Genomic DNA, 23,580 nt, shown 5'->3' with positions numbered 1-23,580 from the left:
CAATGTCTCTTCATTTAAAAATGAATGATTTTTTTGCTAATAATTTGATGAATTGTAAAAGAATATCTTTTTAATTGTTTAAGATTTTCTTAGCAAACTTACGTAAAACTATGTTAAAATTTATTTATAAGCTTAAAAATATATAGAAATTCGATTTTTCGTGAATATTTATATATTTTTTTTTGAAAACAATTTTTTTAGAAGTTTAATTATTGATTTAATAATATAAACTTTTTATTTATGCTTCATTTAAATAAATTATTTTGTGAATAACGAAAAATAACATGCCAATAAGTAATGAATATTATCGTTTGGAATGATTTAAAAGTATTTATAAGTACTTTTAAATTCTAAAATTTCCAAGCTTTCTGTTGTGCTCCGCTCAAAAAAGTCCAGGCTACAATTCGGCTTGTTTTTTGGCCTTGAGCCATATCAATTGTTTTTACTTCAACTGCGCTAACTTTGTTTAATGTTTTATAAATACTGGATAGATTCTCTTTTTTGGAAACCAAAGTCGTAAACCACAAACAGTTCATAGGATATTTGGCACTTTCGTAAATCATTTGAGTCAGGAAACCTATTTCGCCACCTTCACACCATAATTCAGTATTTTGACCACCAAAATTCAATACCGGATTTTTAGTTCGGGTATTTTCTAAATTGTTGATTTTTCTTATGGAAGATTTTGTGGCTTCTTCTTTTGAATTATGAAAGGGAGGATTACAAATGGTAAAAGTAAATTTATCCTCGGGTGTAATTATATTTTTAAAAATGAAGCGACTTTCAGTTTGTAATTGTAGGCTTATGGCATCCATAAGATTTGGATTGTCCTGGATAATTTTTTTGCAATTTTGGATTGCTTTTTCATCAATATCGGTTCCTACAAAGCTCCATCCGTAAGTCGAATTTCCTATTATTGGATAAATACAGTTGGCGCCTATACCAATATCTAAACCTTGAACTGTTTCTCCTTCAGGGATAATTGCGCTATTGCTTGAAGCTAATAAATCAGCGATATAATGAATGTAATCAGCTCTACCGGGAATCGGCGGGCAAAGATAGTTTTTAGGAATATCCCAATCTTGGATTCCGTAATGAGTTACCAGTAAGGCTTTGTTTAGCGACTTTACGGCTTCGGGATTACTAAAGTCAATGGTTTCTATATTGTGCTCATTGACAGAAACAAAAACTTTTAATTCAGGACAATTTTTGATTAATTTTTCAAAATCGTATCCAAATCGATCCAGATTTCTAGGATGTAAATTCGTTTTTTCGGTAATCGCTGTTTGTTTTATTTTTTCCATTTCGGCGCAAAGATAGTCAATCTTTTCTTGTCAAATTATTGTAAGTGGTATAGAACGTTTTTTTATCATCAATCCATACATTCCATCATCAATAAATCGCCTTCACTGTGTTCAATTGTGACGATGCCATCTTTTATGACATGATTGCTGCTTCCTGTTCTATATCCAATGGTTAGGCTGTCGTCTTTTAATGGATAAAATAAATTGTCAGAATGAATTCCGGTTACGTGACCTATTGGTATTAACGAAATGGGAGTATTGGCTGTGTACCATTTTTCGAATTTGTTTGGTAATAAAAATATTTTTGAATGGTCGTCTAAAATCACAATTTTCAATAGATTTCTATATCGAACAATATTGGTAAGATTGGTAATAGTATGATCGGCTCTTTTTCCTGTTGCCCAAACAACATTTACGGCTGGGATTTTACGCTGAATTAAATAATCAAAAGCCTTTTCTAAATCGGTTTTGTCTTGGTCTGGGGTATGGATTATTTCAATAGGATACTGTGAAGTTTGGTATTGTTCCGGATCAAATCCTCTATCAAAATCCCCTAAAAGAACATCCACTTTTATATCTAATTCCATGACTCTTTCCATAGCCGAATCCAATACAATTACTAGAGGAGACCATTCTAACAATTGTCCTAATAATTCTGAATTACAAGCTGCACCATTGGCAATTATTAAAGCCGGTTCTTGGTCGTCGCGAACGATGTGATGTGAGGACATTTTGATTTTTGATTTAGGAATTTTGAATTTAGATTTCAGATTTCAGATTCTAAATTTGTTGTAAATGTATGAAAAATCTAAAATCTAAAATCCATTGTTATCTGAATTAGACCCTAATTATTGAATGGTATACTTTTTAATGTCAACTTCGCTAAGCGAAAAATAACCCAAAGGATAATTTGTTGAATTTGTGGTGTTGATTATATTTCCTCTTACCGTTGCGGGAGGAGATTGAAACGGACCACCGCCGTTATTTCCTGCGATACTTACTAAAACGCTGAGATAATTGTAATAGGATTTTGAAATTCCGTAATGGCTGATTTCGATTAAATCACCGGTTTTTAAATCTTCATTTTGGGAAATACTGAAGAATTTATTTCCATCAAAAAACTCATCTAGATCTGCGTAAAAATTAGATTTAATCTGATTGGAATAAATGTATTTGTACAAATAATAATTAGGTTCGTTAGCCGGATCCGTATAATAGGATTTTATTTCTATATCCTTACCGGTAAAACCCCCTTCGTTATTTTGAATGATTTCAGTTATTGGTGCTACTGATTTTAATGTTTCAGTTGCAGTATACGTTGCGCCGTCACTAATAACGGTTAAGATGTACGATTCATTTAGGACAGGAATGAAATTATTGCAAAAGTATTCCCCTTTATTAGCTGATTCAATAAAACTAAAAATGATATTTGAACTGTTTTTAATAGTGATAGTGGCTCCAGAAACTTTAGGAATCACATTACTGTAATAATCAGTGGTTGTGGTTAATTTTATTTTTTGTTGATTTCCATCGGTTCCTTTTTTCCAATTTATGGACGCCTCAATAACTAGTTTTGGTGGTGCTGTGTTTAGATCTATTGGAACAACATCTTGGCAACTATTTAAAAAAAGTGCGACTGCAATTCCCAAAAAAAATATTATTTTTTTCATAATCATTAAAATTTGAAGTTATAACTAACAGCAGGAACAACTCCAAAAATGGAAGTTTTTACAGCTTCATTAGTACCGGTATCTATATTTTGTCTAAAATTGATTGAAGCGGCATTTTTTCGGTTATACAAATTGTAAATGCTAAAAACCCATTCTCCTTTCCAGTTTCGGTCGCTATTTTTGCGTGGCGTCAATGTTGCAGCAATATCGAGATGATGATAAGCCGGCAGTCGGTTTTCGTTTCTCAATCCATAACTGGGAACGGTTATTCCTAAGTATTCATATTGCCCATTCGGATAGGTTACGGGCTGTCCAGTCTGTAACGCAAAGTTAGCTCCAAAAGACCATTTTTCGTTTAAATTATAAGAACTGGTAATGGCGATATTATGCAGTTTATCATAAACAGAATTGTACCAATTCCCATTGTTAATTCCTGTTTCAATTGGCGTTCTTCCTAGTGTTTGTTGTTCAGATTTAGATAAAGTATAGGAAATCCAACCGTTAAATTTGCCTTCGTTTTTACGGAACATGATTTCCAAGCCGTAAGATCTTAATTCCCCATTTAGAATCACTTGTTCGATTGCTTTATTTGCTATTAAATTTGCACCGTCAATATAATCCAATCTATTTTTTACTTTTTTATAATAGGTTTCTACTTCCAAAGAATAAATTCCATCTTTTAGGTTTTTAAAGTATCCCAAAGCCACTTGGTCTGCAATTTGAGGTTTTATAAAATTATCACTCGGCGTCCAAACGTCAAGCGGAGTAGGAGAGGACGTATTAGAGATCAATTGTAAATATTGCACCATTCTGTTGTAGCTAGCTTTTACAGATTGATTGTCATTGATTTGATAGGCCAAAGAAAAACGGGGTTCCAGGTTATTATAACTCTGAATAGCTTTGTTTTTCCCATAGAATTTTGTTCCTACAGGAGTGGCTTTTTCATAAATCTGTAAATCCGGATTGAAGGTTACAGGATTATTATCAGCATAAATATTTACGGTAGATTGCCCTAAACGGTAAAACATACTGTAACGAAGCCCATAAGAAAGAGAGATTTTTTTCGAAATTTCCTGGTCTGCATTCATATATAAAGCGGGTTCGAATGCGTATTTTTTATCCAATTGATCAAAATTAATTCCAGAATTTAAATCAGAAGGTCTGATGGTTCCCGGATTAAAATCATAATAAATAGCACTTACACCATAATTCAATTTAAATTTGTCAGAAATATAATTCTTGAAATCGTATTTGATATTGTAATTCTTGATGCCAGAATCCCATTTGAAACCTACAAAATCCAAATCCAATCCATAGTAATAGTCGCTGTAGATTAACGATAAATTCGAAAATAATTTATCTGAAAATAAATGATTCCATCGTAAGTTTAAAGTCGAGTTTCCGTAAATATTAGTAAAGCTTTTGTTTAGGCTAAAAACGTCTCTTCCAAAATATCCCGATAAATATAAATTGTTATTCGGGTTCAATTTATAACTCAATTTGGTATTCAAATCATAAAAATAAGCAGAGTTGTCTTTTTGATCTTTGGATAGTTTCAAGAATAAATGGGCATATGAACTTCGACCGCCAATAAGGAAAGAGCCTTTATCTTTTACTAACGGTCCTTCGGCCAAAATTCTACTGGATATTAATCCGATTCCGCCATTCACGTGAAATTCTTTACTGTTGCCATCTTTTTGATAAATATCCAAAACCGAAGAAGCTCTTCCTCCAAAACGAGCCGGAATTCCTCCCTTGTATAACTTTAAATCCTTTATGGCATCAGGATTGAAAACAGAGAAAAAACCAAAAACATGGGAAGAATTAAAGATGGTTGCTTCGTCCAACAGGATTAAATTTTGGTCTGCACCACCACCGCGTACATTAAAACCAGACGCGCCTTCGCCAGCATTAGTAACTCCGGGAAGTAATAAAATAGATTTGAGAACATCCACTTCGCCAAGTACTACCGGCATTTTCTTAATAGCTGAAATGGAGAGTTTATTGACGCTCATCTCCGGTTTCCGAATATCAGTTTTAGTTTTTGTATCAATGATAACTACTTCTTTTAAAGCGGTTTCATTACTTAATAATTTAAAATTGTTCTTTGTGTTTTGGTCTAGATTTATTGATTCCTCAATAGTTTGATATCCTAAATAGGTGATTTGAATACTGTAATTTCCTTTTGGTACAGTAATAGAATAAAAGCCATATTCATTGGTGGTTACACCAGTTTTCAATTCTGGGATAACAATGTTTACGCCAATCAAAGTTTCATTGCTGTTGGCATCAATAATAGTTCCGCTGAGTGTGAATTTTTGCTTCGCCTGTTCCGTGTCTTGTGAAAAGGAGTTTAGGGCTGTTAAAAATAAGAGTAGGAGTGTGCCAATTTTTTTTGAAATCATCTCTGGGGTTTTGAAATACAAATTACATTAATTACAAAGGGAATACCAATTGAAAAGGAATTAATTTTGCTAAGTTGCTTAATTTTAAATGGTAATTCAATTTTTAGGTCATTCAGAATTTCTTTTTCAATTTTTCCTATAAAACCTATATTTCCCCTATATTAGGAATGGTTTGAAGTTTTTCTTCGGCATTCTTTTTTACAAGTTTATCAACTCTAAATAGAAAAAATATTGAAATAATTGAAATGATAATAATTATAATTCCTAATGTATTATAATGTTCTAATGGGCTAAATTCATCTTTTTGTACCACAATAGTTCCTGCAAAAGCAGCTGCAATACCTCCAGCTATTTGTTGTAAAGATGAATTTATACTCATAAATGCCCCTCTGTCTTGCATTACAGGTATTGATGTTGACAAAGCTGTTGAAGGCACCATGCGACTCATAATCCCCATCATCATAAGTACATTTAAAATTGCGACTAACCAAAGTGGGGTAACGCTAAGATTAGTATAAATTGCTATCATTACTATTGACCATATAGAAGCGTACACAAATATTTTGAACTTATCTATTTTGTCACTCAATTTTCCAATTAATGGCATTACTATTAATGTAGATAATCCTGCAATCATAAATACAATAGGTAATTGATCTTGTGTGATATGTAAATTGTTGATTGCAAAAGCGCTGCCAAAGGGCATCATCATAAAGCCACCTATAGAAAGTAATGCAGTGGAAGTGAAACCAATCCTATAGTCTTTTTTTGCTATAGTGTGTGTTAAGTGTGCAAATGGAGATTTTTCCTGTTTGATACCCAGATGTTTATTTATTGGTTTTAGTTTAATTGCAATTAGAAGCGCCACAATAGCAGCCATTGCTGCTACCCATAAAAATGGTGCGTGCCAACCCCAAGCATTGGCAAGATATAAACCAATAGGGATGCCTAAAATCTGACTTGCTCCAAATCCCATTTGAATAAATCCCATTACTCGACCTCGCTGGTGAGTTGTAAATAAATCAGCGACAATTGCCATTGATATGGATCCGATAACTCCACCAAACAAACCTGTTACGATTCTGGCTGCTACAAGTAATGCATAGGAAGTAACCATTCCGCATAAAATAGTTCCTGCAATAAAACCAACATAAAAAAATAATAATAGTTTTTTACGGTCGAATTTATCTGCAAAACCGGCAGTAAGAAGCCCCGAAATTCCTGCACTAAAAGCATAGGTAGATACAACTAATCCAAAATGGGATGGTTTTAAATTTAATGATTTCATTAGGATATCGCCCAATGGTGACATTACCATAAAATCAAGTATTACGGTAAATTGTGTTATGGCTAATATAAAAATAGCAAATTTTTGATAGCCAGTTAATGATGTTGATTGTAGTTCTTTTTCGTTCATTTTCTTTTGTTTTATTCCAATGTTGTACACTTGAAATTTTGCGTTTCTATAAGATGTATTACCTGCTCTTCTGATAAAGTTTCGCTTACGATTCGCAAAACACAATCGATATCTTCTTGGTCAATATTCCATTGATTGATTTCGGAATGTTCATTCAATACATCGCTTACTTTTTGTTTATCGCTTACGGTTGCAATATTGGTTGCAAATACCAATATGTTCTCTAAATGGTTTTCCATAGTTAATTTTTTTATGGTGTCAATGCTTTTATGACTAATTCAAATGCTTCATCAGTTATTTTTTGGGTGAGTTTAAAGGGGCCTCCTCCAAAATTTTTACCTTCGTTTTCAAAACGTAATAAAGAATAAAGAGGTCCATAGGCAACACTCCAAAATACTTCTACTGATATGGGAAGTAATTCTTTTTTGGCAATAGCATTTTTAAAAAAGTTACCCATTATGATTTTAAAATCGGATAAGCTTTCTTCCAAAATATAGTCTCTATAACTGGAATGACTCAGGAGTTCCCAACAAGCAACATTCAAAGGATATTTTAATGCAAATCGTGCTCTGTTTTCCCATTGTCTGCGTAAACCTTCTTTAAAAGGCATAGTTGCCGAAAAGTCTTTAACCATTTCACTAAAGAAACTTTGCCCAATTTCAATACCTATTTTTTTAATTAAATCGTCTTTATCGGTGTAATAGATGTATAATGTGGCTACAGAAACACCGCTTTCTTTGGCTAATCTATTCATTCCAAAGCCTTCAATGCCAAGTTTTACCAGCATTTCAATGGCTTTCTGTTTGACTATCTCTTCTTTGTTTGTATCTCTTGTTCGCATGACTTTTATTATTAACGAAGCAAAAATAGTATTTATAAGTGAATGTTCGCTTATTTATATAAAAAAATATTCGCCAGTCTAAATTACAAGGTAAAAAGTAATGTTTGTCTGGAATACTGTGCTAAATATAAGTAATGCTCAACAGAATAAATCTTGTTGAGCATTTAATATCAATTCGTCTTATTGCTAATACAATTTGATGCTGTTTTTTATCAAGGACTTATTTCGGTTTCGTCTTCAATGTCGTTGCTGAAAAATTTTCCTGTAGGCCCGTTTTCGTCAGTTAGTGTTTAACTTTTTTTAAAAGCAACTGTCTTGAGTATAAAGCATTCTTTATCTCCAATCAGTGAAACTTACTTATCTTTGATGTAAAAACGTTTTAAAGCATCGAGATATGACAGAACTTCTCAAACAAAATATTGCAGCACATATTTCACTTTCAGAGAATGAAATGGAAGTATTTTGTAATTTGTTCGAATATAAAACAATTAGGAAAAAAAGTTTTTTGTTGCGAGAAGGAGAAGTTTGCAAGTTCGAAGGTTTTGTTACCAAAGGGCTTTTTCGAGTCTATCATATTGATCAAAATGGCTTTGAACAAGTACTCTATTTTGCTATTGAAAATTGGTGGATTACCGATATTGACAGTTTTACAACTGAAACGCCTTCGCAACTTTTTATAGAAGCCATTGAAGATAGTGAGGTGTTTTTAATTTCTAAAAAAGATAAGGAATTTGCTTATGCCAATTTGCCTAAAATTGAAAAGCTATTTCGGGTAATGACTCAAAAAACACACATTGCCCTTCAGCGCAGAATGATTGATAATTTGAGCAAAACAGCAGAGTCTCGTTACCTTGAATTTGCAGAAAAATATCCACAATTTATTCAACGACTTTCAAATATTCAAGTGGCTGCTTATTTGGGTATTACCAATGTTTTTTTGAGTAACATTCGAAAGAAAATTGCCTTCAAAAAATAAGATTTTCCTTTTGATTTATTAAACTAGTTTAATGTTTTGAGATAGCATATCGGTTCATCTTTGCAGTGTTAATTTTAATCAACCCAAAAAATGAAGAACAATATCTTAACAGTATTTTTAACAATTTTAATTTTATTTACAATGGGAACACAAGCACAAAGTTTCAAAACTATTGAAACTAAAGATTTAAAACTGCAAGTTTACAATGCATCAGAAAATAGTTTTGGTGTAGCATCGGTAATTGTATCAGGGAAAACAGAGGTAGTTTTGATAGATGCACAATTTACTTTGGCGGATGCCGAAAAAGTAGCACAGGAAATTAAAGCAAGTGGTAAAAAATTAACCACTATTTTCGTTTCTCACAGTGATCCTGATTTTTACTTTGGACTAGAAGTATTTAAAAAATATTTTCCAGAAGTTACCGCTTATGCTTCTCCTGGAACAGTAGAACATATTAAAGCTACGGCTCAAAAGAAATTAGAAGTTTGGGGCGAAAGATTGGGCAAAAACATTACGTCAAACGCAATTTTACCTCAGGTTTTAAAAGGAAATAGTATTGAATTGGAAGGTCAGAAATTAGAAATCATTGGTTTGGAAGAATTTCCGAATAAAACTTTTGTATGGATTCCTTCTATCAAAGCGGTTGTTGGTGGAATCAATATTTTTGGAACAACTTTTCATCTTTGGATGGCAGATGCACAAACTCCTGATGCCCGCAAAAGCTGGATTTCAGTTTTAGACAAAATAACTGCTTTGAATCCTGAAATTGTAATTCCTGCACACGCCAATTCAAATTCTCCATTTGATATCGCTGCTGTAAATCATACCAAAAGCTACATTCAATTCTACGAAGAAACTTTGAATACAAATAAAACATCGGAAGCTTTAATTACTGTTTTGAAAGCAAAATATCCAGCACTTACTTTTGAAACTGCCTTGATGATAGGTGCAAAAGTAAATACTGGAGAAATGAAATGGTAAAATCAATCCTTTACAGCTTGGTGGTGCTTTTGGTATTATCAAGCTGTTCTTTAAATAAAAAGGCAATGACAAATCTTGACATTATAAAAAGCACTTACGAAGGAAAAACTTCGGAAGAAAACGGTAAAAATTTGGCTAAATATGTAGCCGAAGACATTTCCTGGACTGAAGCCAAAGGTTTCCCGTATGCAGGAACTTATATTGGTTTAGAAAACGTTACCCAAAATGTTTTTAGCCGATTGGGAAGCGAATGGATTGATTATAAATTTACTCCAGAAGATTATGTTGCCAGCGATGATAAAGTGGTAGCATACGGTACTTATAGTGGTATTTATAAAATTACAGGCAAATCATTTACAGCCAGAGTGGCACATGTATGGAAATTGAAAGACAGTAAAATTATAAGTTTTGAACAGTTTGTAGATAGTCAAACTGTAAATGATGCAATAGAATAACAACGGTATAAATATTTATTAGAACCAATCAATTAAAACATGCTCTGAATTCCAAAGGAGAAAAATGATTGTAAATTTTCAAAGCCTAATTCGAATATAATTTCGCCTACGGATATAAAAAAAGACGACTGGAAACAGTCGTCTTTTTTACTATATGAAATTACTTTATTAAGCGATTTTTGCAGGAACAGCAATCCTATCTAAAATAGTATTGAATGTTTCGCTTGGACGCATTGCTTTTTCAGTCAATTCAGGATTTGGTTGGTAATGACCACCAATAGCTTGAGGTTTACCTTGCGCTCCAATTAACTCTGCATTGATTTTTGCTTCGTTTGCTGCAAATGCTGTTGCAATAGGAGTAAAGATAGCTTTCAATTCCTCGTTTTTATCTTGTGCTGCTAATGCTTCTGCCCAATACATTGCCAAATAAAAATGAGAACCACGGTTATCAATTTCACCAATTTTTCGAGCTGGGGATTTATCATTAGCTAAGAATTTCTCAGTAGCTACATCAAGAGTTTCAGCTAAAATAATTGCTTTAGAATTATTTAAAGTCTGACCTAAATGTTCTAATGAAGCGCCTAAAGCCAAGAACTCACCTAGAGAATCCCAACGTAAATAACCTTCTTCCGTAAACTGTTCTACGTGTTTAGGAGCTGATCCACCTGCACCTGTTTCAAACAAACCTCCACCATTCATCAAGGGAACGATTGATAACATTTTAGCTGATGTTCCTACTTCCAAAATAGGAAATAAGTCAGTTAAGTAATCACGCAATACATTTCCTGTTACAGAAATAGTATCTAGTCCTTTAATGATTCTTTCTAATGTGAAGTCAGTTGCTTCAATAGGATTAAGGATGCGAATATCTAAAGCTGTTGTATCGTAATCTTTTAAATATTTTGTTACCTTTTCGATTAACTCTCTGTCATGTGCTCTGTTTTCGTCTAACCAAAAAACGGCTGGAGTATTGGATAAACGAGCTCTGTTTACAGCTAATTTAACCCAGTCTTGAATAGGAGCATCTTTTGCCTGACACATTCTGAAAATATCTTTTGCTTCAACGGCTTGTTCCATTAAAACGTTTCCATTAGTATCTACAACACGTACAACGCCGTCTGCATTCATTTGGAATGTTTTGTCATGAGAACCATATTCTTCCGCTTTTTGTGCCATCAAACCTACGTTTGGTACACTTCCCATAGTTGTTGGGTCAAAAGCACCGTGTTTTTTACAAAAATCAATAGTAGCGGTATAAACTCCAGCGTAACATCTGTCTGGGATAATGGCTATAGTATCTTGTTGTTTTCCTTCCTTATTATACATTTGTCCTGAAGTACGAATCATTGCTGGCATTGAAGCATCAACAATTACATCCGAAGGAACGTGAAGATTAGTAATTCCTTTTTCAGAATTTACCATGGCCAATGCTGGTCCGTTTTCTATTGCTTGGTTTATTGCAGCTTCCACTTCAGCCTGCATAGGATGTCCTGCAATTTTTGCATATACATCACCTAAACCATTTCTAGTGTCAATATTCAATTCATTAAATAAAGCAGCGTATTTTTCGAAAACAGCAGCGAAATAAACTTCTACGATAGCCCCAAAAATAATTGGATCAGAAACTTTCATCATCGTAGCTTTCAGGTGAACTGAAAGTAAAACGTTTTGTTCTTTAGCTTCTTTGATTGTTTTAGCAACAAAACTTTTCAAAGCATTCAAGTTCATAACAGAACTATCGATTATTTCACCTGCTTTTAATGGAGTGCTTGCTTTCAAAACAGTAGTTGAACCATCTTTAGCAACAAATTCTATTTTCACATCAGTAGCATCAGCAATAGTAAGTGATTTTTCACTTCCGTAAAAATCGCCACTTTCCATAGAAGCTACCTGTGTTTTTGAGTCAGATGACCAAGCTCCCATTGAATGTGGGTTTGCTTTAGCATAATTTTTAACTGCTTTAGGAGCTCTACGGTCAGAGTTTCCTTCACGTAAAACTGGATTTACGGCAGAACCTAAAATTTTAGAATATTTAGCTTTGATTGTTTTCTCCGCTTCGTTTTGTGGTTCTTCTGGGAAATCAGGTAAATTATAACCATGAGATTGTAATTCAGCAATAGCCGCTTTTAATTGAGGAACAGATGCCGAAACATTTGGTAATTTTATAATGTTTGCTTCTGGAGTTGTTGCTAATTGTCCAAGTTCTAATAAAGCATCTCCCGTTTTTTGATCTTCAGTCAAAAATTCAGGAAAGTTTGCTAAAATTCTTCCGGCTAAAGAGATATCTCTAGTTTCAATTTCAATGTCAGAAGTTGATGTAAATGCTTGTACAATAGGTAGAAATGAATAAGTTGCCAACAAAGGCGCTTCATCAGTAAGGGTGTAAAAAATTTTTGATTTCTGTGTCATTTTTGTATTTTTATAATCGAATCACGGTTAAATGTAGCTTAAATAAGGTCTTTCACTTGAAATAAGGCGGACAAATATATGAAAATCAGATGTAATAGCAGGCGCATTTTATATAGAAAAATACGAATTTTTAGATTACTAACTTGTTATTCTTAATTTGTTAGTTTTATAGGTTCTATAATCCTAAATTAGGAATTTATGAGGAGAAAAATTAGCAAAAAAAAAGTCCCAACATTGTAGGGACTTTTTTATAGTAAAGAGATAGTTGACTATCTTCTTTTGTCTTTAATTTTAGCTTTTTTACCAGTAAGTTCTCTAAAGTAGAAAATTCTAGCTCTACGAACTGCACCTTTTTTGTTGATTTCAATTTTTTGTAAAGCTGGTAAGTTTACTGGGAAGATACGCTCAACTCCAATAGCACCTGACATTTTACGAATTGTAAAAGTTTCTGTATTAGCAGAACCTCTTCTTTGAATAACAACTCCTTTAAAAAACTGTGTTCTAGTTTTTTCACCCTCTCTAATTTCGTAGTAAACTGTGATAGTATCACCAGCTCCAAAAACAGGAAAATCTTTTCTAGCTACTAATTCGTCTTGAACGAATTTCATTAAATCTGCCATGATAATTTTTTAATTATGGTTTTTATTAAATCAACATTCACGGATCTCGCCAGAGGTTAACCTAATGTGGGCGCAAAAGTAAATAAAAAAGTTTAAAGTTTAAAGTTTTTCTTGTTTAAAGTTTAGAAGTTGTTGAATGCCAACTTTAAACCTCAAACTTTAAACTAATTTTTACTCATCCAGTAAATCCGGTCTTCTATTCTTAGTATGCTCATACGCCATATCTTCACGCCATTTATCAATTTTGGCAAAATTTCCGCTGGTCAAAACATCAGGAACTTTCCATCCGTTATAATCAGCAGGTCTTGTGTAAATAGGTCCTGACAATAATCCATCTTGAAAACTATCCGTCAATGCTGAGGTTTCATCACTCAAAACACCAGGAATCAATCGGATTAAAGCATCCGATAAAACCAAAGCACCTAATTCACCACCACTTAAAACATAATCACCAATCGAGATTTCCTTTGTAATGAAATGGTCACGTACCCGTTGATCCACACCTTTATAATGACCGCAAAGGATAATAATATTTTCATACATCGACATCGTGTTCGCCATTTTTTGGTTCAGGGTTTCCCCGTCTGGCGACATATAAATGATTTCGTCGTAGGTTCTCTCACTTTTCAAATGCGTAATGCAAGCATCAATCGGCTGCACCGTCATCACCATTCCTGCACCACCGCCATAAGGGTAATCATCCACACTTTTCTGTCTGTTGGTTGTATAATCCCGTAGATTATGAAAATGAACTTCCACCAATCCTTTATCGATGGCACGTTTCATAATTGAAGCCTCAAATGGACTTCGCAATAATTCTGGGAGAACAGTTACAATATCAATGCGCATAATTTCTTTTCTAAGTTTTAAAGCGCAAAGGTACAAAGTTTTTGAGACTCAAAATTTCTCAAATAAACGAATAGCCAAATAAGCAATTAAACTTTTCTTTAGGAGCTATTTCCAGCTATTCGTTGCAATCTTTTTATTCGTCGAAAAAGGCGAATAAAAAGGATTTTCACTGCAAACGAAGTTCACTGAACTCCTATGAAGATAGAAATTAAGTGAAGTAATCTGGGCTAGGGTTTAGTTGAATTAGGAGGTTATATAGAAGGTGTTATGTTAGAAACGTTTTCTAAAAATCCATTCCTGTTGAATATCCAAACTTTCAAATAACCAAATCAACGCCTCAATTCCCTTTTTAAAATTAATTTCGTAAATTTGCCCTTCAATAAAAATTATACAAAAATGGAAAACGGAATATATGCTAAATTCAACACCACAAGAGGTGCTATTTTAGTAAAACTAACACACGATTTGACTCCAGGAACAGTTGGGAACTTCGTAGGATTGGCAGAAGGAAACTTAGAAAATAAAGTAAAACCTCAAGGGGTTAAGTTTTATGACGGATTAAAATTTCATAGAGTAATTCCTGATTTCATGATTCAAGGTGGTTGTCCGCAAGGAACAGGAACTGGAGATCCAGGATATAAATTTGACGATGAATTTCACCCAAGTTTGAAACACAACCGTCCGGGAGTTTTGGCTATGGCTAATTCAGGACCTGGAACAAACGGTTCTCAATTTTACATCACACACATTCCAACAGAATGGTTGGATAACAAACATACTGTTTTTGGACATGTAGTAGAAGGACAGGATGTTGTTGATGCAGTTGCTCAAGGAGATGTTTTGGAATCTTTAGAAATTATCAGAGAAGGTGAAGAAGCTAAAAATTGGAATGCAATTGAAGCTTTTATTACTTTTAAAGGTTCACGTAACAAACGTGATGCAGCTTTAAAAGCAGAGGCGGAAGCTGAAATGGAAAAATTAGCTGCTGGTTTTGAAAAAACAGAAAGCGGTTTGCGTTACCAATTCATCCAAAGAGGTGAAGGTAAAAAAGCAGAAAATGGAAAAACGGTTTCAGTACATTATACAGGACAACTTCCAGATGGTAAAGTTTTTGACAGTTCATACCCTCGTAAAAAACCAATCGAATTCCCATTAGGAAGAGGAAACGTTATTGAAGGTTGGGATGAAGGAATTGCCTTGTTGCGAGTAGGTGACAAAGCACGTTTCGTGATTCCAGCTCATTTAGGGTACGGATCTCGTGGTGCTGGAGGAGCAATTCCACCAAATGCTACATTGATTTTTGACGTAGAATTAATGGACGTAAAATAGTCTAATTCAGATAACAGATTTTAGTTGTCAGATAAAAATAAAAAATCCCAAAACGAAAGTTTTGGGATTTTTTATGCGATAAATGCAACTTGTACTTATTTCTCAATTTGAGTGATTTCAAATCTCTGAATTTAAAAATTCAAGCAAATCCTTGTTTAATCTATCTTTCTCAATATAAAATAAACCATGCGGAGCTCCTTCGTAAATAATAAATTTGTTGTCTGGTATTAATTTTGTTGCTATCTCAGAAGTGATTTCTATAGGAACAGTTTTGTCCTCATCTCCATGAATGATTAATGTGGGCACATTTACCGAGGCCATTTCTCTACGAAAATCGGTTGAGGAAAATGACTTTGCACATGCTAAAGTCGCGCGTGGTGACGCAAAAGAACATAGCATTCTATAATAATCCAATAAAGGGGTGCTGATGGGTTTACTGATGAAACTCACTCCGAAAAAAGTTTTTCCAAAACTATCCAGAAAACCCATTCGATCGTCTTTAATTTGTTCTGCCATAGCATCGTATTTTTCTTGTGAAACACCATCTGGATTAGAATCTGTTTTTAATAGAAATGGCGCTATAGAAGCTATTAATACTGCTTTTGAAAGTCCTTTGCCGCCATGCCTGCTAAAATAGCGAACGACTTCGCCACCGCCCATAGAAAATCCAACAAGTGTAGCGTCTTCTAAATCCAATTGATCAATAATTGCCTTTAAATCATCAGCTAATGTGTCGTAGTCATACCCGTCCCAAGGTTGTGAAGATTTACCAAATCCCCGACGGTCGTAAGCAATAACTCGGAAATTATTTTCTACAAGTGTTTCAATTTGATATTCCCACATTTCATTAGAAAGCGGCCATCCATGAATAAGAATTACAGGTTTTCCTTCTCCATAATCCTTTACATATAATTTTACATTTGGAGCTGTTTCAATATATTTGTCTGACGCAGTTTTTAATCCGGAAATTGTATTGTCTTTATGTGATTCGCTATTGTTTATTTGGTTCGATTCCATAAGTTTAATTTTTTATGTGATGAATTTTTATTCGTGTTTTGTAAAATTAGGTTCAAATCACAAAAATAATATTACAGAATTTGTGCAATTAATTGCAAAATTGATAGGTTTGTTGCTCAATACATCAATAATTTAAATATCAAAGACTTAATGTTATTGGTATTTTTTTATATTTGTTATTCTAAATAACTAATTATGAAATCAAAAATAGTAGCAGTAGCAGCACTTGCAGTAGTTTTATTTTCGTGCGCTTCTAAAACGGTGGCGGTACAAACTGCTCCAACAGAAGCAGCAAAAACAACCGTACTTTCACCAGAACTGGTTGAAGGAAAAAATTTATATGAAAATAGTTGTGCCAGATGCCATAAATTGTATGCTCCAACTGCATATAGCAAGGAAAATTGGCAGCCAATCTTAACAAGAATGCAAGTAAAAGCGCACCTTGACGATGTTAAAATGGCAAGTATTTCAAATTATATATCTTCTCAATTGTAATATTTTATTTTTACACTATAAAAAAGTATGTTGACTTTATCCAACATACTTTTTTAAATTAGATTTATTTCCATTTTATATTACAACCAATACTTGGTTTTTGATTTGGATTAATTATTCGATTGTAAATTACACTATCAATCGCACCCCGCAAATCATTGCCACTAAGCGGAATCCCATTTCCTGGTCGGCTGTCGTCCAACTGACCGCGATACACTAATTTATTTTGGTTGTCAAACAAGAAAAAATCTGGTGTGCATGCCGCGTCGTATGCTTTGGCAACGTCTTGTGTTTCGTCATATAAATAAGGAAATTCCATTTTGTTTTCGAAAGCAAATTCAGTCATCAACTCCGGTGCATCTTGAGGGTATTGTGAAATATCATTACTTGAAATAGCGATTATACCAATTCCCTGAACCCGATAATCATTAGCGATCATTACGACTTCTTCAATCACATGACGCACAAACGGGCAGTGATTGCAGATGAATAGTACTAAGGTCCCTTTTTCACCCTTTAAATCTGAAAAAGAAAACCATTCATCAGAATTAGTGTTTTTCAAATGAAATTCAGGTGCAACAGTTCCAAGCGGAATCATTTTTGAAGCAGTTTTTGACATTTATGTTTTTTTGGATTTAAGTTTTAAAAAACGCTTTTTTTAAAAGTTGTGATGTCTTTTTTTAGATTTTAAACTTTAAAGTTATGAAAAAAGGATTGTTTCTAAACAGAAAACAGTAAATTTCGTTTGTAAAACAGTGTCATTGAAAATTGACTTTAAAACGAAAATAAATTTATGGAATTAACTTGGTCTGAATTTGAAAGAGTGGAAATGCGCGTGGGAACTATCTTAGAAGTAAATGATTTTCCCGAAGCTAGAAAACCTGCCTATCAGTTAACAATAGATTTTGGTTCAGCAATCGGAATTAGAAAAACATCGGCGCAAATAACGAAACGCTACCAAAAGGAAGAATTGAAAAATCGGCAAATTGTTGCAGTGGTCAATTTTCCTAAAAAACAAATTGGGAAATTCATAAGCGAATGCTTGGTCTTAGGAGCAGTGGGTGATGAAGGAGATGTTATTTTATTGGCTCCGGATTTTAAAATTGAAAATGGGTTGAGAATAGGATAAACAATTAATTATTAATTTTATCAATTAATTGTTGCAATAGCATTTGTCCTTCTTCCCAAAATTCGAGATTTGATTCGGAATTGATATGTCCTTTTTGACCAATATTTATAAAATCACTTCCCCACATTTCAGCAAAATATTCGGCTCTTTGTACAGCTATGTATGGATCATTTTCGCTAGTCACTACTATGGAAGGGAAATCTAATTTGGATAATGGTATTGGCGAAAAGTTCCAAATTTTCTCTGGTGTATGCTCAGGTGAATCTACATCTGCAGGTGCAACCAGTAAAGCACCAATTATATTAGGGTTATTATTTACAGAAACCCAATGCATTACTAAAGAAACGGCAAGACTGTGTGCAACCAAAATAGTGGGTTCTTCCAGTTTTAGTATTGCTTCGTTTAGTTTTAAAAGCCAATCCTCGCGTTGAGGTTCGTCCCAGTTGTTTTGAATTACCTTAGTGGCATTTTTATATTTTTTGAGCCAGTAGCTTTGCCAATGCTTTTCTCCTGAATCACCCAAGCCTGGGATGATTAATAATTTTATTTCCATTCTGAATATATAACTAATAGGAGTTCATCTAAAAAAAAACGTAAGTTTTTAGAAGAACTATTTTATGGAATAAAAATATGCAATTTAATCGATATAAAAATCCTTTTTTTAGAAATAAAAAGGAGAATTCATTTGGGGAAATACAAGCTCAATATCAGTTATTCATAGTAATATTAATTAATTTTAAGGCATATTCAATATTAAGTTCGTATGTACTTTTTGAAAAACCAAACTTTTAAAAGGTCAGCTGTAATGATATAGATCAAAACTATTAGTAACATAATACCCATATTGAGAAGAGGAATTGGCGATAATCCTATTGTAGTTGCAATAGGAAGGTAAGGAAGTGTAACTGTAATTATTAACCCCAGTATACTCAAAATAAAAAGATACTTGCCCGGTTTACTTTTAAAGAAGTTTTTATGTGTTCGTATTATAAACAGGATGAATAATTCAGTAAGTATGGATTCTACAAACCAAGCAGTTTGAAAGGCAGATTCTTTTACTTTTAATATATAATAGAGTATAAGAAAGGTTATCACGTCAAATAGTGAGCTGTGAATCCCAAAAATAATCATGTAATTTCTAATGAATTTTAAATTCCATTTTCCGGGTTTGTTCAATTGTTCTTGGTCAACATTATCTGATGCAATGGTGAGATAAGGAAAATCAGTTATGAAATTAGTTAATAAAATTTGTTTGGGCAACATAGGCAGAAATGGTAATAAAAGGGAGGCAATCGCAACGCTGAACATATTTCCAAAAGTAGAGCCTGTGTTTATAAAAATGTATTTTAAAGTATTTGCAAAAGTTTTCCGTCCTTCTTTAATGCCATCTATAATAACTGCTAAATCTTTTTCCATTAATACAAAATCGGCAGCTTCTCGAGCGACATCAACAGCATTTTCTACAGATATTCCAATATCGGCAGCTGTTAAAGCAGATACATCATTAATACCGTCACCCACATAGGCAACTGTATATGTTTTTCTTAAAGCCTGAATAATATGCTCTTTTTGTTGTGGTTCTACTTCGGCAAAAATGTGTGTTTTCCCTACCAAATGTTTTAATGCTTCCGGACTTGTACTGAAAAGTTCTTGTCCTGTCATCACAACAGGGTTAATGATTCCAATTTTTAAAGCGATGGATTGGGCTACATTTTTATTATCACCAGATATTATTTTCAGGTGTACTTGTAGTTTTTTTAATTCCTCAATTGTTTCTATAATACCTATTTTAACGGGATCTTCGAGTAAAATAAAACCAGCAAAAATCATGGAGGTTTCATCTTCTTTTACAATAGCATTGGAGTTGATGTTCTTATAACATATGCCGATGCTTCGCAATCCTTTGATCCCAAATTCTTCATATTTGTTTTCAATTTCGGCTTTATGTTGTTCTATGTCTTCAACAGTTCCATTACTCAATCTCACCGTAGTACAAATACTCATGATATTGTTAAACGCTCCTTTACTGATCAATAATTTATTTGCGTCGGTAATAATAGCGATGCTTAATCTTTTACGTATAAAATCATAAGGAATCTCGCCTAATTTTGTTGGATTAGCTTTTGTTTCTATTTGCAACTTTTTTATGGCTTCATCAATTGGGTTGGCGTAACCTGTTTCAAAATAAGCATTCCAATAGGCCAATTCTTTTACAAATTCATTTTCGGTGCCTAAACCATCAACGGTTCCTGCTACTATAATTGCACCTTCTGTAATGGTACCAGTTTTATCAGTACACAATAAATTGACTTCTCCTAAATTTTGGATAGAAGCCAGTTTTTTTACGATTACTTTTTTATCTAACATTCTTTTGGCACCTGCACTCATTGCAATAGTAGTAATGGCAGGGAGCAACTCAGGTGCCATTCCTACGGCTAAAGCCAATGCAAATAAGGCGGATTCAATGGCACTTTTGTGATTTAATAAATTGACAATCAGTATGAATATTGAGAGCACTAATGTTATTTTCATTAAGAAATAACCAAAGTCTTTGATGCCTTTTTCAAATTTAGTTTCTACTGTAGCGGAAGCACTTTTTGCAATGGCGCCAAAAATAGTTTTGCTTCCTGTATTAATTACTACTGCTTTGGCTGTACCACTGACTATATTTGTTCCTTCCCAGAGGCAGTTTGTTCTTTTGGTTAGTTCTGTTTTTGCATCCACTATTCCTGCTATTTTTGCTGTTGGATAGGATTCTCCGGTTAAGCTGGCTTCATTGGCATGTAATTCATTGGCTTCAATAATTAGGCAATCGGCGGGTAACATATCTCCAGCTTTCAAGAAAATAATATCGCCGGGAACTATAGTAGAAGAAAGAATTTCTTGTTCTTTTCCATCTCTCAAAATACTGCTTTTTAATGCAATCATAGATTGTAAAGCAGCTACAAAACGACCTGCATTTCTTTCTTGGAAAAAACTAAGGAAACCGGTAGACAAAACGATAAATAGTATAATAAAAACATCGGAGGTGTCACCAAGAAAGGCTGATAATATTACAGCTCCAATAAGCAGTAACATCAACGGACTTTTAAATTGTCCTATGAAAAGGAAAAAATCCTTTTTCAAAATTGATTTGTTTATTTTGTGTTCTCCGGATTCTAGCAGGATTTTTTCAGCAATTGTTTTGGATAAACCTTTGTCGCTACTATTTAGTTTTTGAAACCAATAGTTCGGGTCAAATTGCCAAAAATTATCAGTTGGAGAAGTTTGCATAAAGACTAATTTTTTAAGTTATTAAACTGCAAATTAGAAAAGCAATTGGATTATTTTTTGCTACATGTAATAGCGGATAATTGAGATAAATTTGGACAACAATAGTTTATTTTAAAAAAAAAACTATTAGTTGAAGATTTTGATTTTCAATAGATTCTCAAAGTTAATGATTTTAGGGGTTAAATATTCGATAACAAAAGCAGAAATTAAAAAGAAGAATGATGCCGGAAGGAAATCGCTTTCTGAAAGAGTGATTTCACGTTCGTCAAGAATAGTTGTTTTAGCATTATTTTTTTATATTTTTTTTCTCATGGACAATTCTTTGTACTTCTTTTATAACTAAAGGAAAAGCAGGTTCTGTCATGTTGTGACCAAAACCATCTAACTCGTAGAGCTTTGTTTCCTTATGGCCGGCAATTTTCATCATTCGCATTAAATAGGCATTTTCTTCATAACGGCCTAACATTTCTAATTCACGGTCGCCGGTTATTAATAATAGAGGCGGAGCATCGGCACGAACATGAAACAGTGGCGCAAGCTCGTCTATTACAGGTTGTGTTTCAGGAATACCTCTTTCTTTTCTTATTTCAAAATGGGTAATAGCCTGACCACTTAATGGAATGATTCCTGCAATTTTGTTTGCGTCTATTCCATCAGCCAATAACCATTTTTTGTCTAAACTAATCATACTTGCCAAGTATCCACCAGCAGAATGTCCGGAAATAAAAATCAAAGAATTATCACCGCCAAACGTGTTTATATTTTTAAAAACCCATGCTACAGCTGCTGCGGCATCTTCAATATATTTTGGAGAACTTACTTTTGGGGACAAACGATAATTTACGGAAACTACACAAATACCTTTGTCTTTAAGTCCTTCAGGAAGTTCTTTGCTACCCGAAGTTAATCCGCCTCCATGAAACCAAACTACAGTTGCGAAACCACTACTGTTTTTTGGATAATAAATATCGAGAAGGCATCGTTCGTTGAGGTAAGCATCTGTTTTGTTTATCGCATCGCTATAGTATGGAATGTTTGATTTTGTAATGTATTCCAATTTTTGGGCAGAAATTGTAATACCAAATAAGAATATAAAAATGGGAAGGAAAATTTTCTTCATTTTGATTTTTTTTTGAATCTTATTTTAGTCTTTTAAACTGTATATTATTTTTTGAAAGTCTGCTTTAAATTTATCTTTGTTTTCAGCTGCTGACCAAGATAATACTTTGTAATAAGCAGATTTTGTTTCAACTATTCCCACTAAATAATAAATGTTAATTTTTGCCTCTTTATCGTAGTAAGTCACGTCAGATTCAACAAAATTAATATCCCCGTTTTTTTTATATAATGGTTGTGAAATAATTCTGTCGTCTTCATCTGTTAGAAAGTCTTTTATAAAACCTTCATAAAATTCGTTGATAGAGGAATAGTTTAATTCGGCTAATTTTAGTTCTTCTTTATTATCTTCTATTACGAAACCATATACATCTTTGACTTCACTTTTGTACTGGATAGTTGCGGAGTTATTCAATCCTATCGTTTTTCCCATATATTCTGGTAGACCAATATGAAAAACGTGTCCGGCTTCGTACTCTTTTAAAGGTGTTTGTGCATATAAAGTGCTTGACATTACAATTAAAGTAGTCATGAAAAGTGTGAATTTTTTCTTCATTTTTTGTTGATGTGTTATTTGTTTCAATAATTTTAAGCGGTCATTTATTGGTCTCAAATATAGTTTAAAACTATGCACTTTTAGGGCATTTCGCTTTAGCTTCTAAAAATTTTCACCGCGGATTCGCAAATTATTTATTCAGCTTTGATGTGCTTAATTTGCGAATTTGCGGTTTAATTTTTTTGTTCTCGTTTTAACCGTGGAGACTTTAAGTCTGCTAACTAAATCTATGGACTGAAAGTCCATAGTGGTTTAGTTTTTTAAATGTACAAAAAAAGTCCAAAAATCATAAGACTTTTGGACTTTTTAGTTTTGTAAATTAGTAACTAAGAATTAAATATCATCAAATTCTATATCAGTAAAAGTTGATGTTTGTGGTAAAATTTCGTCATCATCTGTTTTGTCCGATGCGTATTCTTTTTTGAAATCTTTTTGGTGTCTTTCAGAGATTACTTCTTCGCCTTTGTGGTTCAAAACGTAAGAAGTCATTTCTCCAAGAATTTCTGCAAAAGCTGCAAAGTCTTCTTTGTATAAATAAATCTTGTGTTTCTTAAAATGAAACGATCCATCTTCTTCAGTGAATTTTTTACTTTCGGTAATCGTTATGTAATAATCATCAGCTTTGGTAGCTCTCACATCAAAGAAATAGGTTCTTCTTCCAGCACGTAAAACTTTAGAAAATATCTCTTCTTTTTCTAACATGTCATTTTCTCTCATAATCCTTTCTGTCAATTTTTT

23 protein-coding genes are annotated in these 23,580 nt (G+C 33.3%); 6 read left to right on the top strand and 17 right to left on the bottom strand.

The features are described 5' to 3' along the window. Positions 1-350: 350 nt before the first annotated feature. The 7 genes from rlmF to ACM55H_RS04945 form a co-directional block, all read right to left on the bottom strand. Positions 351-1,304, bottom strand: coding sequence for a 23S rRNA (adenine(1618)-N(6))-methyltransferase RlmF (gene rlmF / locus ACM55H_RS04975; protein WP_416835447.1), 954 nt, complete (start codon positions 1,302-1,304; stop codon positions 351-353). A gap of 68 nt (positions 1,305-1,372) precedes the next feature. Next, positions 1,373-2,035: a thiamine diphosphokinase gene (locus ACM55H_RS04970; RefSeq protein WP_416835446.1), complete on the bottom strand. Its 663-nt coding sequence runs from the start codon at positions 2,033-2,035 to the stop codon at positions 1,373-1,375. A 117-nt stretch (positions 2,036-2,152) separates the two neighbouring features. Next, the gene (locus tag ACM55H_RS04965) at positions 2,153-2,974 is read right to left on the bottom strand and encodes a DUF4249 domain-containing protein (RefSeq protein ID WP_416835445.1); all 822 of its coding nucleotides are present in this window, start codon (positions 2,972-2,974) and stop codon (positions 2,153-2,155) included. A 5-nt stretch (positions 2,975-2,979) separates the two neighbouring features. Beyond that, positions 2,980-5,379, bottom strand: a complete 2,400-nt coding sequence (locus ACM55H_RS04960; RefSeq protein WP_416835444.1) for a TonB-dependent receptor — start codon at positions 5,377-5,379, stop codon at positions 2,980-2,982. Positions 5,380-5,524: 145 nt separating this feature from the next. Further along, on the bottom strand, positions 5,525-6,796 hold the full coding sequence (locus tag ACM55H_RS04955) for an MFS transporter (protein ID WP_416835443.1): 1,272 nt from the start codon (positions 6,794-6,796) through the stop codon (positions 5,525-5,527). A gap of 11 nt (positions 6,797-6,807) precedes the next feature. Next, a complete protein-coding gene (locus ACM55H_RS04950) occupies positions 6,808-7,035 on the bottom strand; it encodes a hypothetical protein (RefSeq protein WP_416835442.1) in 228 nt (75 codons plus the stop codon). 11 nt (positions 7,036-7,046) lie between these two features. Continuing rightward, positions 7,047-7,637, bottom strand: a complete 591-nt coding sequence (locus ACM55H_RS04945; RefSeq protein ID WP_416835441.1) for a TetR/AcrR family transcriptional regulator — start codon at positions 7,635-7,637, stop codon at positions 7,047-7,049. A gap of 394 nt (positions 7,638-8,031) precedes the next feature. Between ACM55H_RS04945 and ACM55H_RS04940 the strand changes: the two genes are divergently transcribed. The 3 genes from ACM55H_RS04940 (at position 8,032) to ACM55H_RS04930 (ending at position 10,049) form a co-directional block, all read left to right on the top strand. Then, on the top strand, positions 8,032-8,613 hold the full coding sequence (locus ACM55H_RS04940) for a Crp/Fnr family transcriptional regulator (RefSeq protein WP_416835440.1): 582 nt from the start codon (positions 8,032-8,034) through the stop codon (positions 8,611-8,613). 90 nt (positions 8,614-8,703) lie between these two features. Continuing rightward, the gene (locus ACM55H_RS04935) at positions 8,704-9,594 is read left to right on the top strand and encodes an MBL fold metallo-hydrolase (RefSeq protein WP_416835439.1); all 891 of its coding nucleotides are present in this window, start codon (positions 8,704-8,706) and stop codon (positions 9,592-9,594) included. A gap of 65 nt (positions 9,595-9,659) precedes the next feature. Continuing rightward, positions 9,660-10,049, top strand: coding sequence for a nuclear transport factor 2 family protein (locus ACM55H_RS04930; RefSeq protein ID WP_416835437.1), 390 nt, complete (start codon positions 9,660-9,662; stop codon positions 10,047-10,049). A 168-nt stretch (positions 10,050-10,217) separates the two neighbouring features. Here the strand turns inward: ACM55H_RS04930 and ACM55H_RS04925 are convergent, their stop codons facing one another. From ACM55H_RS04925 to trmD, 3 genes are all read right to left on the bottom strand, one after another. Continuing rightward, complete coding sequence (locus ACM55H_RS04925) at positions 10,218-12,458, bottom strand: NADP-dependent isocitrate dehydrogenase (protein WP_416835436.1); 2,241 nt, start codon at positions 12,456-12,458, stop codon at positions 10,218-10,220. Positions 12,459-12,727: 269 nt separating this feature from the next. Further along, positions 12,728-13,078 (bottom strand): 50S ribosomal protein L19, encoded by a 351-nt coding sequence (rplS, locus tag ACM55H_RS04920; protein ID WP_035673785.1) that lies wholly within the window; start codon positions 13,076-13,078, stop codon positions 12,728-12,730. A 171-nt stretch (positions 13,079-13,249) separates the two neighbouring features. After that, positions 13,250-13,927, bottom strand: a complete 678-nt coding sequence (gene trmD / locus ACM55H_RS04915; RefSeq protein WP_416835435.1) for a tRNA (guanosine(37)-N1)-methyltransferase TrmD — start codon at positions 13,925-13,927, stop codon at positions 13,250-13,252. Between the two features lie 396 nt (positions 13,928-14,323). Between trmD and ACM55H_RS04910 the strand changes: the two genes are divergently transcribed. Then, positions 14,324-15,256 (top strand): peptidylprolyl isomerase, encoded by a 933-nt coding sequence (locus ACM55H_RS04910; protein ID WP_039111015.1) that lies wholly within the window; start codon positions 14,324-14,326, stop codon positions 15,254-15,256. Between the two features lie 117 nt (positions 15,257-15,373). On the opposite strand, the gene ACM55H_RS04905 is transcribed toward ACM55H_RS04910, so the two are convergent. Further along, complete coding sequence (locus ACM55H_RS04905; protein ID WP_416835434.1) at positions 15,374-16,273, bottom strand: alpha/beta fold hydrolase; 900 nt, start codon at positions 16,271-16,273, stop codon at positions 15,374-15,376. 195 nt (positions 16,274-16,468) lie between these two features. Between ACM55H_RS04905 and ACM55H_RS04900 the strand changes: the two genes are divergently transcribed. Next, complete coding sequence (locus ACM55H_RS04900) at positions 16,469-16,768, top strand: cytochrome c (RefSeq protein WP_416835433.1); 300 nt, start codon at positions 16,469-16,471, stop codon at positions 16,766-16,768. Positions 16,769-16,832: 64 nt separating this feature from the next. Here the strand turns inward: ACM55H_RS04900 and ACM55H_RS04895 are convergent, their stop codons facing one another. After that, positions 16,833-17,387 (bottom strand): thioredoxin family protein, encoded by a 555-nt coding sequence (locus ACM55H_RS04895; protein WP_416835432.1) that lies wholly within the window; start codon positions 17,385-17,387, stop codon positions 16,833-16,835. 174 nt (positions 17,388-17,561) lie between these two features. Between ACM55H_RS04895 and ACM55H_RS04890 the strand changes: the two genes are divergently transcribed. Beyond that, positions 17,562-17,897: a tRNA-binding protein gene (locus ACM55H_RS04890; protein WP_416835431.1), complete on the top strand. Its 336-nt coding sequence runs from the start codon at positions 17,562-17,564 to the stop codon at positions 17,895-17,897. A 4-nt stretch (positions 17,898-17,901) separates the two neighbouring features. Here ACM55H_RS04890 and ACM55H_RS04885 read toward each other — a convergent pair whose 3' ends face one another. From ACM55H_RS04885 to ACM55H_RS04865, 5 genes are all read right to left on the bottom strand, one after another. Further along, positions 17,902-18,450 (bottom strand): RBBP9/YdeN family alpha/beta hydrolase, encoded by a 549-nt coding sequence (locus ACM55H_RS04885; protein WP_416835430.1) that lies wholly within the window; start codon positions 18,448-18,450, stop codon positions 17,902-17,904. A gap of 200 nt (positions 18,451-18,650) precedes the next feature. Continuing rightward, positions 18,651-21,170 carry a magnesium-translocating P-type ATPase gene (gene mgtA / locus ACM55H_RS04880; RefSeq protein ID WP_416835429.1) on the bottom strand — a complete coding sequence of 840 codons (2,520 nt, stop codon included), beginning with the start codon at positions 21,168-21,170 and terminating at the stop codon, positions 18,651-18,653. 286 nt (positions 21,171-21,456) lie between these two features. Next, entirely contained in the window at positions 21,457-22,290 is an 834-nt protein-coding gene (locus ACM55H_RS04875) for an alpha/beta hydrolase (RefSeq protein WP_416835428.1), read from the bottom strand. A 24-nt stretch (positions 22,291-22,314) separates the two neighbouring features. After that, positions 22,315-22,842, bottom strand: a complete 528-nt coding sequence (locus tag ACM55H_RS04870; protein WP_416835427.1) for a hypothetical protein — start codon at positions 22,840-22,842, stop codon at positions 22,315-22,317. 333 nt (positions 22,843-23,175) lie between these two features. Then, positions 23,176-23,559 carry a PUR family DNA/RNA-binding protein gene (locus ACM55H_RS04865; RefSeq protein WP_039110963.1) on the bottom strand — a complete coding sequence of 128 codons (384 nt, stop codon included), beginning with the start codon at positions 23,557-23,559 and terminating at the stop codon, positions 23,176-23,178. Between the last annotated feature and the right edge of the window lie 21 nt (positions 23,560-23,580).

The sequence above is a fragment of the Flavobacterium cryoconiti genome (assembly GCF_048158645.1).
Taxonomy (GTDB): Bacteria; Bacteroidota; Bacteroidia; order Flavobacteriales; family Flavobacteriaceae; genus Flavobacterium; species Flavobacterium cryoconiti.
The sequence above is the reverse complement of the archived record's forward strand: the minus strand, read 5'-3'. Positions and strand labels throughout refer to the sequence as shown.